Here is a 15,215-nt window from a genome sequence, read left to right on the forward strand (position 1 = left end):
ACGCGCCCCCAAGCCACGTCGCGAAACTCTTCCACTGCAACAATTGCGCGCCAAAAGCAATTCATTGAGTCATCAACAGTCTTGCGTCACCGGTTGGCCGGTCTATACCGTCTGCGCGCAGGCAAGCGCCTTCGTCCCACCCCCCTATTGCCCAGGCCCCATGACCCACGACGCCTCGACCACCCCATCGCAGCGACATTATGGCCCCGGCTATCGCGCCATGCTGCTGGCGCTGATCATGCTGGTCGCCGCCTTCGCCTATATCGACCGGGTGATCGTGCAGACGCTGGGCCAGCCGATCAAGGAGGATCTTGGCCTCACCGATTTCCAGCTCGGGCTGTTGGGCGGGCTCGGCTTTGCCATTCTCTATTCGACGCTGGGCTTGCCGATCGCGCGCCTTGCGGAACGACGCGACCGGATCACGATCATTTCCGTCTCGGTGGGGCTGTTCTCGCTGATGAGCGCGCTGTGCGGGCTGTCGGCAAATTTCTGGCAGCTCTTCCTGTGCCGGATCGGCGTCGGCATCGGCGAGGCAGGCGTGCAGGCACCCAGCACGTCGCTCATCGGCGATCATTTCCCACCGCATCAGCGCGGCTTTGCAATCACCATGATGCGGCTGGGCTCCCCGCTCGGCTCGTTCATCGGTGCGCTGGCGGCGGTGTGGATCGCCAAGGACCATGGCTGGCGGACCGCGATGATCGCAGTATGCGGCCCCGGCCTCGTCGTCGCGCTGCTGTTCCGCCTGTTGCTGCGCGATCCGCCGAGAGGCCTCAGCGATGGCCTGAGCAACGGCGCCCCGCCGACCAGCAAAGCCGCGACGCCACCCCCGCCGATGGGAGAGGTCATGAGCATGATGGCGCGCAAGGCGGTGTTCCGCAATCTGCTCATCGGCCTCGCCCTTTCCAGCATGGCGCTCTACGCTGGCGGCGCTTTCACGGCGCCGTTCTTCATGCGCGTCCATGATCTCTCGATCACGCAGGCCGGCGTCTATGTGGCAATCATCTCGTCCACGGCGGCCACGGCTGGCATGGTGCTGGGCGGCGTCGGGATCGACTTCATCGCCCGGCGCAGACAGCATTGGTATGCGCTGCTGCCCTTTTGCGGCATCGCCACCAGCGTGCCGCTCTATCTGATCGGCTATTCGCTGGGCAGCCCGTTGCCGGCGCTGGTCTGCCTGACCGTCGCCGGGGTCTTCCTGTTCTTCTATTCGGTGCCGACCTTAGTTGCCCTGCAGAACCTCGTCGCGCCCAACGCGCGGACGACGGCGGCCTTCATCTACTTCTTCATCGCCACGCTGGTCGGCGTTGGCCTCGGCCCGCCGATCATCGGCCTGGCGAGCGACATCTTCGCCGGTCTCGCAATGCCCGGCTTCAAGAGCGTCTGCACGGACCCCCGCCTGACCGGCGCCTGCGCGACAGCCTCGGCCTGGGGTGTGCGCCACGCCCTGCTGGCCAGCATCGCCCTCTATGCGCTGGCTGCCTTCCATTATTGGCGCGCGGCCTGCGCGCTCAAGCGGGACGCCAGCCTGTCGGCCTGATCGGACGTAGCCCTAAACCCTGAACCGAGCGCAACCCTCCTTTTCTTGCGGCAAGGGATTGCATCGCCCGAACAATCGACATAGTTGCGACTTACTCGCATTATCGATTCGTTCAGGGGGCTTTCTTGTCTTTTCTCCGATCCGTTCTGCTGGCGTCCGTCGCGCTGTCCGCTGCCCCCGCTATGGCCCAGATGGAAGGCGCCCCGGCGGAGGCTGGCGCGGATGGGGAAGACACGATCATCGTGACGGGCCGCGTCCAGCGCCTGTACCGCGCGGATGAGACGACAGTCGGCAAGGCCGCCGAAGACCCCATGAATATCCCGCAGGCCGTGCAGGTCATCAAGTCCGAGCTGTTTGCCGACCAGGGCGCGCGCGATGCGACCGACATCTATCGCAACATCTCCGGCGTGAGCGCCTTCAGCTATGCCGGCGTCACCTTCCGGGGCTTCCGTCAGGACCAGTCCTTCTACGATGGTCAGCGCGGCAACCCGTTCATCGGCTTTTCCGTGCCGCAATTGTTCAACATCGAGCGGGTGGAAGTGCTCAAGGGGCCATCCGGCCTGTTCTTCGGCCCGGGCTCCCCGGGCGGCATCATCAACTATGTCTCCAAGACACCGTCCGACAAGCGCGGGCTGCGTATGGTCGTGACCGGCGGCAATTACGACCGCGTCGGCATCTCCGCCGAGGCGACCGGGCCGATCGATGCCGAGGGGATCGTCACCTATCGCGTGGGTGGCTTCTATGAGTCCATGGACCCTTACCGGCTCAACACTCAGAACAAGGCGCGCATCGCCGATGCCGGCATCGCCATCAAGACCAACGAAGGCGGCAAGCTGACTCTGCAGGCGACCATCTATGACAATGAGCTGCGCGCCAATCGCCTGCGCGGTGTCCTTGTCGATAATGCCGGCAATTTCCTCACCGACATTCGCTGGAATGCCAATGAGCCAACCGACTTCCTGCACCTGACGAGCGAAGCCTATCAGGCGCGCTATCAAACCGCAATCGGCGAGCGGGTGACCTTCGATGCCGGCGTGCGTTACTTCACCGCGCGCGAGGTCCAGCAATATCATGAGCCGCGTGGGCTGAACGCCAATAATCCTGACCTTGTTCTCCGTGAGTTTCGTGACCAGATCCGTCCGGTCGATGGCCTGTCCTTCATGACCAACGCCACCGCGCGCGTCGACCTGTTCGGCCTGGAACATAAGTTCCAGGCGGGGGCCGACTGGTATGACGAGACGAACCTTCTCGACTCCCGCATCCTGCGGGCCGGGGTCAGCTCGCTCAGCCTCTCCAACCCGATCTACGGTGCAGGCAAGGGGGATGCCGCCCGCGCCGCCCTTTTGCCCTTCACCACCACCGACACACGCTCGAAGCGGCGCGGCGTCTATCTGCAGGACCAGATCAGCCTCACCGATGCGCTGCTGCTGGTCGGCGGGATGCGCTACGACTGGTTCCAGGACAAGGTGACGACCAGCACCGGCGGGACCGTCAGCAGTCGATCATCCTACACCGATAATGATGTCAGCTTCCGCACCGGTCTGATCTTCAAACCCCGACCGGACGTTTCGACCTACGTAAGCTGGTCGCAGAGCTTCGAGCCGCAGAGCGCTGCCAGTCAGGACGCCAATGCGGGCGGCCCCTTCGCGCCGGTGACTGGCAATCAAATCGAAGGCGGGATCAAGACCGAGCTGCTCGACGGGCGCATTCAGGCGAATGCCGCCGTGTACCGGATCGTGCGGCGGAACATCCTGCAGGTCGATGCCACCCGCGCGCCAGTCAACGGTGTCGATCAGTTGGCGCCCATCGGCGAAGTGACCAGCAAGGGGTTCGAGATCGACCTCGCCGCGGACATCACGCCCAACTGGGTGGTGCTCGTCAACTATGGCTATAACAACGCCCGCATCACCGACACGGCCCCCGGCCAAGCCATCACCAATGCAGTCGGTGACCGCTTCGCCAATGCCCCGCGCCACAAGGTGGGCTTCTGGACGCGCTATCAGCTGCCCGTCATCGACACCGCCTTCGCTTTCGGTGGCGAGCATGTCTCGCGCCGCGTCAGCCTATCCGGGCAGACGGTGAAGCCCTACACTATCTTCGACGCCTCGATCACCAAGGGGCTGGGCTTTGCCGAGGTGCTGCTGCGGGTGGATAACATCTTCGACACGGTTTATGCCGCATCCGGCTTCAGCGCGCAGAGCGGGCACTTCCCCGGCGAGCCGCGCACCTTCCTCGCCGAGTTGCGGTTCAAGTTCTAAGTCCCTCGATGAAACCCGCCCGGCAACCCAAACCCCGCTCGATCTGGTGGCGCGTCCATAGCTGGGCGGGGCTGAAGCTCTCGATTTTCCTGACCTTCATTCTGGCGACCGGCACGCTGGCGGTGTTCGCGCATGAGATCGACTGGCTGGTGACCCCGGCGATGCGCGTGACCCAGCAAGACCGACCCGTGGCAAGCTGGGGTGCCATCGCGCAGGCGGCCGCCCGCGCGGAGCCGGAGGGGCGGCTGCAGATGGTCCACGCCCCGATCGATCCCTGGTTCGCTGCGGAGGCGTGGGTGGACATGGGCAAGGGTTCGCCTCGCCGCGTCTATGTCGATCCCTGGGAAGCGCAGGTGACCGGCACGCATGGCTGGGGCAATGTCCACCGCTTCTTGCGGCAAGTGCATCGCCACCTCATGCTGCCGACCAAGATCGGCATCCCCATCGTCAGCGCGCTCTCGCTGCTGCTGCTGGCGTCGCTCGTCACGGGTATCGTGACGTACAAGAAATGGTGGCGCGGCTTCTTCCGCGCGCCAAGACGTGGGGACTCACGGCGCTTTCATGGCGACCTGCATCGCCTTGCCGGTCTGTGGAGCCTGTGGTTCGTCGCGCTCATCACGCTGACCGGGCTCTGGTATCTGGTCGAAACGCTCGGCGGTCGGGCGCCGGTGCCGGAACTGCCCGAGATCGCCGCCGCCACTGCGCCGCCGCCGACCGGCGCCGCGCTGGATCGGCTGGTCGCGGTCGCCCATGCGGCCAAGCCGACACTCTCGATCAGGGAAATCCGCTTCACCCCTGACAATGGCGTCATCTTCCTCGGGCAGGATCAGGCTTGGCTGGTGCGGGACCGCGCCAATGGCGTCGCCGTCGATCCCTCCACCGGCCGCGTGACCGCCCTGCTGGATGGGCGCGACCTCAACGTCCATCAGCGCATCTCGGAGATGGCCGACCCGCTCCATTTTGGCGACCTCGGCGGCCTGCCGACCAAGCTCGTCTGGTTCCTGTTCGGCGTGCTGATGACCGGCCTCTCGGTCACCGGGACAATCATCTACGCCCGCCGGCTGCAGAAGGCCGACGACATGGAGGGCGGCGCCCTGCGCGCGGCCTGGGCCGGCATGGGCGTCTGGGCCTATATCGCCACCGCGCTCATCCTGCTGGCGCTAGTGCTGACGCCCGGAGCAATCGGCGGCGCAAGCTGAAGACGACCTGCATTGCCTAACAATTTTATGTAGCCAATGCCCGCCCCGCGCGGCACTGTGCGCCCTATGAAGATCGTGAGGACAAGGGCGTTGCGGGTGAAGGCTGTTCGGAAAATCATCCTCTCGGGCATGATAGCTTTGGCCGGCGTGGCCAGCCTCAGCGCCTGCGCGACCAGTGGCCTGCCAAAGGCAGTGTCGAACGAGACTCCGCTGGGCTCCGGCCCATTTCCGGTGACCCCGTCCACCGATGCGCGCCTCCCCGATCACACGATCTACGATCCCCTGCGTGGACGCACCCCGCCAAAGCAGAAGCTCCCCATCGTCGTGTGGGGCGTTGGCGGCTGTCTGGACAAGGGCACGTGGTTCCGCTGGTTCCTCAGCGAGGTCGCCTCCCACGGCTATCTCGTGGTGTCGAACGGCAAGATCGGCGCGCTGGAGGATCAAAGCTGGCGACCCGAGCCTGCGCCCAACCAGGGCCCGCCCGATCCGGCAACGGCGCCGCCCGCCCCGACATCGGGCCGGCAGTTGATTGCCGCCATCGACTGGGCCATCGCCGAGAACAGCCGCGCCGGCAGCCCCTACCAGGGCCGCATCGACACGGCGAACATTGCGGTGATGGGCATGTCCTGCGGCGGCGTGCAGGCGATCGAGGCGGGCGCCGACAGGCGCGTAACCACCACCGTCGTGTGGAATATGGGCCTGTTCCCTGACGAGTCCGGCCTCAATGCCACCGCCGGCGGCAAGGCGCTGGTCAAGGCCGACCTGGCGAAGCTGCACGGTGCGGTCGCCTATATTAGCGGCGATGAGATGGATGTCGCCTTCCCCAACGCCAATGACGACTTCGCCCATCTGCCGAACATTCCGGCCCTGCGCGCCTATCGCAAGCAGACCCCGCATGAGGGCACCTATTGGGAGAAGAATGGCGGCGAGTTCGGCAAGGTGGCTGTCGGCTGGCTGGACTGGCGCCTGAAGGGCGATTCACAAGCGCGCGCCATGTTCGTCGGCACCGATTGCGGCCTGTGCCGTAACCCGCGCTGGGTCGTGCGGCAGAAGAACCTGCAATAGCGCAGGCGCCCGCCTAAGACGGGCAGCAGACTTTCAAATGCTGAGGAAAGTGGTGCCCGGGGACGGAGTCGAACCGCCGACACTGCGATTTTCAGTCGCATGCTCTACCAACTGAGCTACCCGGGCACGGGGATCGCCTTTGGTGCAAGACCCGGCGAAAGAGCGTGCGCTATAAGCATGGTCGCGGGGGCATGTCCAGCCCCGTTTCGCCCTTTCCGCCCAAGAAAGTGACCGGAGCGGAAGATGCGCATTCCGCCCGCATTCGGCGGGCGTTGCGCGCCGGTCAGCCCCGCGAACCGTCCTCATTGGCCGGCCCGGCACTGCCGCCTTCGCCATCCTCGTCATCATCGGCACGGATGGGGACGCGATAGCCCTCATCCATCCAGCCGATCAGATCGCGGTCGCGGCAGCCGCGCGAGCAGAAGGGGCGAAATTCCTGTACGCTCGGCTGGCGGCACAAGGGGCAGACATTCTTAATGGGCATGATGTGCCCCCAGCGGCAAGGCGTCGTCGATGCGCAGGTCCAGCGACCCGCCGCGCCGGCGCTCCAGCAGCTTGATCCAGTCCGGATGAGTGCGGATATCCTTGGCCACCGCAGCCGGCACCGTCAGCACGACCGGCCCGCCTCCGCCGCCAGCAGTCTCCTGCCGCTCGGCCGCGCGCAGCGCCGCCAGGCTCGCGGCGCGCACCGAATCCGCGCGCAGCAGTTCCATGAGCGAGGGCCGCTCGCGCTTGCGGATGATCTGCACGAAGCCAAAGCCGTTGACCGCCGTGCGCTCGAAGGGCTGGGGCAGATATTTGTCGATCTGCGCCGCCGCGATCAGGCGCTCGTCCTTATTGTTCATCGTCGGCAGATCGACGCCGATGGAGCCGGATATGCCCATGCGCGCAATCGCCTGCGCCGCAAGCTTGGCGCCCTTGGGGCCGAGCTGGGCGGGCGGCGCGGCGCCGTCCACGTCAATAAGCGTCATCGCCGGCGTCGGGAAGATGCGCAACGCAGCATCCTCGGCGCCGACCTCACCGCTCATCGCCTCGGCCAGCAACTCGCTCCAGCCGGCCGCTTCCATGCGGTCGGCCTCATGCGCCGGGCATGGCACGATAGGCACGCCGCTCGCCTGAAGGCGCTGGAGCAGGCTCGGCCCGGGACCGGCCTGTACGCCGGGCTGCGCGATGCGCCCCTTAGCCAGCTTTTCGCGCGCCTCGTCCAGCCCCGGCTCGGCGATAGCCTCGCGCAGGATTTCGACGCGCACCGGCGCGCCTTCCGCCACCTTGGGCGGGATCGGCTCGATCAGGACCATCTCGCCACTATCCAGCCGCGCGATGCCGCGCTTGCGGGCAATGAGCGTGCGCACCAGCCGCCCGGAATGAATGCCGCCAGCGCGGGCGCGCTTGTCTTCCCGCTCGATCTGGGCCTCGACGATCCGCCCGCCCCTCACCAGCGCGGCGCGGGCCTCGCCAATGCCCTCTTCATAGAGCCAGTGGAGCGTCGTGGGTGTATCAGTCACAAGAATAGCCTGCTGAAAGGAGGAGCGTGCGCGTTTCGTGGAGCGGCAGGCCGATCACGCCGGACGGACTGCCAGAGAGGGCGCGAATCAGTCCCGCCGCGCGTCCCTGAATGGCGTAGCCACCGGCCTTACCGTCCCACTCGCCGCTGGCGAGATAGGTGTCGATCTCCTGCGGATGCAGGCGCTTGAAGGTGACAGTGCTGGTCGAGAGCTTGTGGCGCGCCTTGCCCTCAGCATCGATGAGCGTGACCGCACTCAGCACGCGATGCCGCCGGCCGGAAAGGAGCGTCAGGCAGGCGCGGGCCGTGGCTTCATCCTCCGCCTTGGGCAGAATGCGCCGCCCGCAGGCTACCACCGTATCGCCGCTCAGCACCAGCGCGCCGGGATGACGCGCCGCCACCGCCGCGCCCTTCTGCGCGGCCATGCGCGCGGCATAGGGCGCGGGCAGTTCGGTCTTGCCCGGCGTTTCATCGATGTCGGCAGGGTCCACGCCATCGGGCGTCACGCCGATCTGGGCGAGAAGGTCCAGTCGGCGCGGCGAGGCGGATGCGAGAATGAGGCGCATGGAGTCGCCTGTCCGGCTATCGCGGGGCGGAGACGCCACCGCGCTGCCGATCAGGGCTGGCCGGGGCCAGGGCCGCCGCGGCCGGGCATGTAGCGATAGGTGATCCGGCCCTTGGTCAGGTCATAGGGCGTCAGCTCGACCAGCACTTCGTCACCGACGAGCACGCGGATGCGGTTCTTGCGCATCTTGCCTGCGGTGTGACCGAGGATTTCGTGATCATTTTCCAGACGGACGCGGAACATGGCGTTGGGCAGCAGCTCAACCACCTGCCCGCGCATCTCGAGGAGTTCTTCTTTGGCCATAATCTTCCAGTTTTTCGCGAATGGCGCCCCATAGCCGCAAAAGCGCGGATTGGGAAGCGATTGAGCCGTCCGGTGAATTTCAGCGCGTGTGCCAGTTCGGGCGGGTGTCCACCGCGTCCGCAATGACGGAGAAAGCCTGCGCAATCTCGGCCGGCGTCGTGCAATAAGGCGGCATGAGATAGATGGTGTTGCCGAGCGGCCGAAGCAAGAGCCCCTGCGCCAGCGCATGCGCCCGCAAGCGGGGGGCGACGTCCGAGAGATAGCCGCCATCGGGCACCACCATGTCGATGGCCGCAATAGCACCGATCCGCCGGGGGTTGTGCAGGCGGCCAAGGCCGGCGAGCGTTGCCAGCCCTTCATCAAGGGCCAAGCCCAGCGCGGCGATGCGCCCCGGCACATCCTCGTCTCGCCAGATCGCCAGATTGGCATTGGCCGCCGCGCAGCAGACCGGGTTGGCCGTGAAACTCGATGAGTGAAAGAACATCGTCGCGCGGTCCATGCTGCGGTGCGACTCGAAAATTGCTGCGCTGGCCAACGTCGCCGCCAATGGGACTGCGCCTCCGGTGAGCCCCTTCGCCAGGCAGAGGATATCTGGCGCCACGCCGGCCTGTTCGCATGCGAAGAGCGTGCCGGTGCGGCCCCAGCCGGTCATCACTTCATCCACGATGAAAAGCACATCATGCTGCGCACAAATTTCGGCAAAGGCGCGGAGTGTTTCGGGTGGATAGAAGAGCATCCCGCCGGCCCCGAGCACCAGCGGCTCGACGATGAACGCGGCGGGCTTCTCGCCCGTCCGGCACAGCCGTTCCAGTGCATCGAGACTGGCCTGCACCTGCCCTTGCGCCGGAAAGGGCACCGTCTCCACGTCGAACAACAGCGGCGCATAAGCACGATTGAACACGCCGCGCTCGCCCACCGACATCGTGCCGATCGTGTCGCCATGATAGCTATGCTCGATCACCAGCAGGCGGTGCCGCGCCTCGCCGCGATTGTGCCAATGGCCGAGCGCCATTTTGAGCGCCACCTCGACAGCCGTCGACCCACTGTCCGAGAAGAATACATGGTCGAGGCCGGGCGGGGTCAGCGCCACCAACGACCGGGCCAGCGCCTCCGCCTGCGGGTGGGTGTAGCCCGCGAAAATCATCTGATCGAGCGTGCTCGCCTGCGCCGTGATGGCCGCCGCGATGCGCGGTTCGCAATGGCCGTGGGTGATGACCCACCAGCTCGAAATGCCGTCGAGCAGCCGGTGGCCGTCATCGCAGGTCAGCCACGCCCCGGAGGCGGACACGATCTGCGGGATCGGCTCGCCAAGCCCGTGCTGCGTGAACGGATGCCAAACCGGGGACGTCATAGCGGCACCCCCATCGCCGAGCGCACCCCGGCCAGATCGATCTGCGCATGCATGGCCTGCCGCAGATGCGGCGCATCGAGCGGATCGAGCACCGGCAGGCGCCCGAAGCTGCGCACGCCGGTCAGCGCCGGCACGATCGCCTCATTGTCGGGACGTGCCGCCCCGACGAAAATCAGCCCGGCAATCGGGATGCCCCGCGCTCTCAGCGCTTCGATGCTGAGCAGACTGTGATTGATCGTGCCGAGCTGAGTGCGCGCGACGAGCAGCACCGGCGCACCCCACCCTGCGAACAGGTCGATCATCAGCATCGGCGGATCGCGGCGAACGGGCACCATCAGGCCGCCGGCGCCCTCGACGATCAGCGGACGCGCGGGCGGGAGCGCCAGACGGGATGGGTCCAGCACGAGCCCCTCGCGCTCGGCGGCCAGATGCGGCGAGGCCGGGAGCGTAAGCCGATACGCTTCCGGGAGGCATCGATCCGGCGCAACGCCGAGCGCCACGGCATCCGCACTGTCCGTGCCATCGGCGGTCCCGGCCTGGATCGGCTTCCAGTAGGAAGCGCCGAGAACGGCAGCGAGACCGGCCGCAACCACCGTCTTGCCGATGCCGGTGTCCGTGCCCGAGACGATGAGGGCGCCGCTCATGCCGGCACCTGTCCGAGCGCTTGCTGCAAGGCTTCCCCCAGTTCTGCGATGATCTGCTCATCGACATTCAGCGTGAGCGACACGCGCAGGCGCGCGGTGCCGCGCGGCACCGTGGGCGGGCGGATGCCGCGCACATCGAACCCGGCCTGCTGCAGCAAGGCCGCAACCTGCATCGTCCGCGCATCGTCCCCCAGCACGATCGGCAGGACTTGGCTGGCAGGCAGGGGAAGCCCCAGCGGCGCGCATAAATGCTGCGCAGCATGATCGATCAGATCGCTCAGGCGGGCGCGCAGATCGTCGCCCTCCAGACTGCGCGCCAGCGCGGCCTGCACCGCAACCGCCATCAGCGGCGATGGCGCCGTCGAGAAGACGAAGCTGCGCCCGCGATTAACCAGCAGATCGATGATCGGCCGCGCGGCCGTCACCAGCGCCCCCTCCGCGCCCAGCCCCTTGCCGCAGGTGTGGAGCGCAATGACATTTTCCGCCGACTCAAGATGCGCGCCCAGGCCCCGCCCGCCCGGCCCGTGAACGGCGGTCGCGTGCGCCTCGTCCAGCACCAGCATCGCATCATGTCGCGCGGCGACGGCGGCAAGGTCATCGACCGGCGCCCTGTCACCGTCCATGGAATAGAGCGTTTCGGCGACGATCCACACCCGCCCCGTGCCACCCTCGCGCCGCCAGCCGGCAATGGCGTCGGCAAAGGCGTCGGCATCATTATGCTGCGCCAGCACGGAGCCGGCCTTGCCGAGCTTCATCCCGTCATGGGCGCTGGCGTGAATGAGCGCATCCGCGACGACAAGATCGCCCGGACCCGGCAGGCCGGCAAGAATGGCGATGTTCGCGGCAAAGCCATTGGCCAAAAACAAAGCCGCCTCGCTGCCGAATATCTGCGCGGCCTGCGCCTCCAGTGCCTCATGCTCCGGCGCATTGCCGCGCAGCAGCCGCGACCCGCCCGAGCCGACCGGAACACCCCGCGCCAGCGCATCAGCCACCGCAGCCGCAATCGCCGGGTCGCCGGCAAGGCCGAGATAGTCGTTGGACGCGAAATCATGGCCCGCGCGCGGTATGAGCCGTCGCCGGCGTGCGCGACGCTCCAGCGCGTCAAGCTGGGACTGGAAGGAGGCAAGCGCAGAAGACATGGCCGGCGCTATAGCGTCGGCGCCTCCGGCTCGCCAGCATCGCGGAGAGGGCCCATCGGCCAAGACGTGAAAAGCCCGCCCGGACAGGATCCGGACGGGCTTTCCTCCTCTCCCGTTTCCGGGATTGTGCGCCGGGATCTTTACATCGCCCCGTGCGCCAGTGCGGCGAGCAGAAGCAGCGCCACGATATTGGTGATCTTGATCATCGGGTTCACGGCCGGGCCGGCCGTATCCTTGTAGGGATCGCCGACCGTGTCGCCGGTGACGGCCGCCTTGTGGGCCTCCGAGCCCTTGCCGCCATGATGGCCATCCTCGATATATTTCTTGGCATTATCCCAGGCGCCGCCGCCACTGGTCATCGAGATAGCGACGAACAGGCCGGAAACGATGACACCGAGCAGCAGCGCGCCCAGTGAAGCAAAGCCCTGCGCCTGCCCGGCCACGGCGGTGATGATGAAGTAGACCGCAATGGGCGTCAGCACCGGCAGCAGCGAGGGAATGATCATTTCCTTGATCGCCGCCTTGGTCACGATGTCCACGGTGCGGGCATAATTGGGTCGGGACGTGCCCGCCATGATGCCCGAATCGCTGCGGAACTGCTCACGCACATCCTCGACCACCGCGCCCGCTGCCCGGCCCACGGCAGTCATGCCGAATGCACCGAAGAGATAGGGCAGCAGCGCCCCCAGCAGCAGACCCACGATGACGTAGGGATTGCTCAGCGAGAAATCGACCGCGATGTCCGGGAAGTAGATTTCCAGATCCGCCGTGTACGCCCCGAACAGCACCAGCGCCGCCAACGCCGCCGAACCGATGGCATAGCCCTTGGTCACCGCCTTGGTGGTGTTACCCACGGCATCGAGCGCATCGGTGCGGTGGCGCACATCATCGGGCAGGCCCGCCATTTCCGCGATGCCGCCGGCATTGTCGGTCACCGGGCCATAAGCATCGAGCGCGACGACCATGCCGGCCAATGCGAGCAGCGAGGTAGCCGCGAAGGCCACGCCGATGATCCCGGCGATCTGGTAGGTCGCGATCACCGCGATCGTGATGACCAACGTCGGCAGCGCCGTCGATTCCAGGCTGATCGCCAGACCCTGGATCACATTGGTGCCATGGCCCGTGACGCTCGCCTTCGCGATGGACTTGACCGGGCGATAGTTAGTGCCGGTGTAATATTCCGTGATCCACACCAGCAGGCCGGTGACGATCAGGCCGATCAACATGCACCAGAACAGCGCCATGCCGGTATAGCCACCAGTGCCATCCAGCCCCGCGCCGATCGCCACATCCATGTCGCCCAGCACGCGCCAGGTGACGTACCAGATGCCGCCGACCGAGAGCACCGCCGTCATCCAGAAGCCCTTATAGAGCGCGCCCATGATGTTTTGCGATTTGCCCAGCCGCACGAAATAGGTGCCGATGATCGAGGTGATGATGCAGATGCCGCCGACGACCAGCGGCAGCGACATCAGCGCCATGAGCTGCGCAGACGGCGCATCGACCAGCAGCGCGATGGAAACCATGGTGAGGCCGAGCGTCACCACATAGGTCTCGAACAGGTCGGCCGCCATGCCCGCGCAGTCGCCGACATTGTCGCCGACATTGTCCGCAATGACCGCCGGATTGCGCGGATCGTCCTCTGGGATGCCGGCCTCGACCTTGCCGACGAGATCGGCGCCAACATCGGCGGCCTTGGTGAAGATGCCGCCCCCCAGCCGCGCGAAGATGGAGATGAGCGAGGCGCCAAAAGCCAGCGCCGTCAGCGCGGCGATGATCGAGCGATCATTGGGCGCGAGGCCGCCCGGCCCGGTCAGATACCAGAACGTCCCGGCGATGGAGAGCAGGCCGAGGCCGGCCACGAGCATGCCGGTCACCGCGCCGGACCGGAAGGCCAGCGTCAGCCCTCCCTGGAGCGACTCGCTCGCGGCCTGCGCGGTGCGGACATTGGCCCGCACGGAAATGTTCATGCCGACATAACCGGCGACGCCCGAAAGCACCGCACCGATCAGGAACGAGACCGTGGAGAGCAGACCGAGCGTGAAGAAGAGAATGAGGGCGACGATGACGCCGACGATAGCGATGGTGGTATATTGTCGTCCGAGATAGGCTTTGGCGCCTTCCTGAATGGCACCCGCAATTTCCTGCATCCTGGCACTACCGGCCGGCGCGCTCAGCACCTGGCGACTGGTCACCAGACCATAGATCACGGCAAGCAGGCCGCAACCAATGGCGATCAAGACCGAGGTCATATCGCGTTCTCCCCTGTGACGGTGCCCGGGCGTTGGCCGCCCATGTTCGGCTTTGGAGCGGAAGGTAAAGCGCTCTCCCGTGCCGTCAAGCGGTTAAACGGAGGGGGCGGGATCGGGACTATGCGTCCGTTCGCATCGAGCGAAGTCGAGATGCCGCAAGCGCCGCCCGCTGGGCGGGGTGTCTCGACTTCAGCTTACAGCTGAAGTTTATCCTGAGCGCCGGCCCTGCGGGCAGTCGAAGGGCTCGACACGAACGGGGCCAGGAATAAGGCCGTAACAGCTCACGAACAGGTCGCCGGCCTTGCATCAGCCCAACGGCCGCACTCCCCAATCCGTTCGGCCTGAGTAGTTATTGAGCCTGCCGAAATGGCGTATCGAAGGACTGCTCAGGGCGCGATGCTTCGATACGGCGCTTCGATACGCGCCACGGCGCTACTCAGAGCCTACTCAGCGGAACGGAAGCTGGAGCGCGACCATCAGCCGTGCTCGTAGCCCAGCCGCGCCGGCAACGGCACTGCCTTGCCATCAAGGCGCAGCGTCAACCCCTCGCCATGCTTGAACCGCCCGACCTCCAGCAGTCCGCGCGGGGGCGCCAGCGTGCCGGGCAAGGCAATGAGCAGCACATAATCATCGCCGGCCGTCGCAGCGGCCAGCCGCGCCTCGATGCCGTTCCCGCGCAGCGACACATAGGCGTCCGACAGCGGCACCTGATTGATTTCCACCGCGCAATCGCTGGCCAGCGCCATGCGCTGCGCATCGATCAGCAACCCGTCGGAGACGTCCATCATCGCATGGGCCTGCGACGAGAGCGTCTGCCCGAGCGTGATGTGCGGCGTGGGCACGCGATAGGCACGGATCAGCTCCGCCGGCTCCTTCAGCCCCTCATCGAGCAGCCCCAACCCGGCGCCAGCATCGCCGATCGGGCCGGAAACAAACAAGCGGTCTCCCGGTCGTGCGCCGGTGCGCGCCGGCACCTGTTCATGCGCGGGCACCTCGCCCATGGCGGTCAGGCTGAGCACGCGCGGCGCGCCCGCGGGCAGCTTTACGGTATCGCCGCCAATGAGGTGCATCCCGAAGCTGCGCAGCGCCCGCCCCAGCCCATCGAGGAACCCCTCGTCCCAGCCGGGCTGACCGGTCAGTCCATAGTTCAGCAGGCAGGAGACCGGCACGGCGCCCTTGGAGGCGAGATCGGAGAGATTGACCGCCGCCAGCTTCCAGCCGACGGTCTCGGGTGGATCGTCGGCGCGGAAATGCACGCCTTCGACCATCGTGTCGCTGGTGATGACGAGTTGCTGCCCCATGGTGGGCATCACCGCGACATCGTCCATCAGGCCGCGCGCCGCGGGGTCGCTCGCCATGGCGCGCAGACGGCGGAGAAGGTCCGCCTCCGCGCTCATC

The 15,215-nt window shown here is 66.4% G+C and carries 13 protein-coding genes and 1 tRNA gene; 4 read left to right on the top strand and 10 right to left on the bottom strand.

The window, feature by feature from the left end:
- The first annotated feature begins 160 nt into the window (after positions 1–160).
- The 4 genes from M2341_RS15300 (at position 161) to M2341_RS15315 (ending at position 6,059) form a co-directional block, all read left to right on the top strand.
- Positions 161–1,537, top strand: a complete 1,377-nt coding sequence (locus M2341_RS15300; RefSeq protein ID WP_264585823.1) for a spinster family MFS transporter — start codon at positions 161–163, stop codon at positions 1,535–1,537.
- A 125-nt stretch (positions 1,538–1,662) separates the two neighbouring features.
- The gene (locus M2341_RS15305) at positions 1,663–3,795 is read left to right on the top strand and encodes a TonB-dependent siderophore receptor (protein WP_264585824.1); all 2,133 of its coding nucleotides are present in this window, start codon (positions 1,663–1,665) and stop codon (positions 3,793–3,795) included.
- 8 nt (positions 3,796–3,803) lie between these two features.
- Positions 3,804–4,994 (top strand): PepSY-associated TM helix domain-containing protein, encoded by a 1,191-nt coding sequence (locus M2341_RS15310; protein WP_264585825.1) that lies wholly within the window; start codon positions 3,804–3,806, stop codon positions 4,992–4,994.
- Positions 4,995–5,090: 96 nt separating this feature from the next.
- The gene (locus tag M2341_RS15315; protein WP_264585826.1) at positions 5,091–6,059 is read left to right on the top strand and encodes a hypothetical protein; all 969 of its coding nucleotides are present in this window, start codon (positions 5,091–5,093) and stop codon (positions 6,057–6,059) included.
- A 50-nt stretch (positions 6,060–6,109) separates the two neighbouring features.
- Here M2341_RS15315 and M2341_RS15320 read toward each other — a convergent pair.
- The 10 genes from M2341_RS15320 to thiL all read right to left on the bottom strand — a co-directional run bounded on the left by M2341_RS15320 (position 6,110) and on the right by thiL (position 15,214).
- Positions 6,110–6,185 (bottom strand) — tRNA-Phe (locus M2341_RS15320).
- A gap of 157 nt (positions 6,186–6,342) precedes the next feature.
- Positions 6,343–6,543, bottom strand: a complete 201-nt coding sequence (locus M2341_RS15325; protein WP_264585827.1) for a DNA gyrase inhibitor YacG — start codon at positions 6,541–6,543, stop codon at positions 6,343–6,345.
- On the bottom strand, positions 6,533–7,570 hold the full coding sequence (locus M2341_RS15330) for a ribonuclease (RefSeq protein ID WP_264586061.1): 1,038 nt from the start codon (positions 7,568–7,570) through the stop codon (positions 6,533–6,535). Before M2341_RS15330 ends, M2341_RS15325 begins: the two co-directional genes overlap by 11 nt.
- On the bottom strand, positions 7,557–8,129 hold the full coding sequence (locus tag M2341_RS15335) for a Maf family protein (protein WP_264585828.1): 573 nt from the start codon (positions 8,127–8,129) through the stop codon (positions 7,557–7,559). The genes M2341_RS15330 and M2341_RS15335 overlap by 14 nt, the downstream gene beginning before the upstream one ends.
- Positions 8,130–8,179: 50 nt before the next feature.
- On the bottom strand, positions 8,180–8,431 hold the full coding sequence (gene infA, locus M2341_RS15340) for a translation initiation factor IF-1 (protein WP_181558542.1): 252 nt from the start codon (positions 8,429–8,431) through the stop codon (positions 8,180–8,182).
- Positions 8,432–8,510: 79 nt separating this feature from the next.
- Positions 8,511–9,782, bottom strand: coding sequence for an adenosylmethionine--8-amino-7-oxononanoate transaminase (locus M2341_RS15345; RefSeq protein ID WP_264585829.1), 1,272 nt, complete (start codon positions 9,780–9,782; stop codon positions 8,511–8,513).
- Complete coding sequence (gene bioD / locus M2341_RS15350) at positions 9,779–10,426, bottom strand: dethiobiotin synthase (RefSeq protein ID WP_264585830.1); 648 nt, start codon at positions 10,424–10,426, stop codon at positions 9,779–9,781. The genes M2341_RS15345 and bioD overlap by 4 nt, the downstream gene beginning before the upstream one ends.
- A complete protein-coding gene (locus tag M2341_RS15355) occupies positions 10,423–11,565 on the bottom strand; it encodes an 8-amino-7-oxononanoate synthase (protein ID WP_264585831.1) in 1,143 nt (380 codons plus the stop codon). Before M2341_RS15355 ends, bioD begins: the two co-directional genes overlap by 4 nt.
- Before the next feature lie 140 nt (positions 11,566–11,705).
- Entirely contained in the window at positions 11,706–13,817 is a 2,112-nt protein-coding gene (locus M2341_RS15360; RefSeq protein WP_264585832.1) for a sodium-translocating pyrophosphatase, read from the bottom strand.
- 476 nt (positions 13,818–14,293) lie between these two features.
- Positions 14,294–15,214 carry a thiamine-phosphate kinase gene (gene thiL / locus M2341_RS15365; RefSeq protein WP_264571893.1) on the bottom strand — a complete coding sequence of 307 codons (921 nt, stop codon included), beginning with the start codon at positions 15,212–15,214 and terminating at the stop codon, positions 14,294–14,296.
- Between the last annotated feature and the right edge of the window lies 1 nt (position 15,215).

The sequence above is a fragment of the Sphingobium sp. B7D2B genome, from assembly GCF_025961895.1.
Lineage (GTDB): Bacteria > Pseudomonadota > Alphaproteobacteria > Sphingomonadales > Sphingomonadaceae > Sphingobium.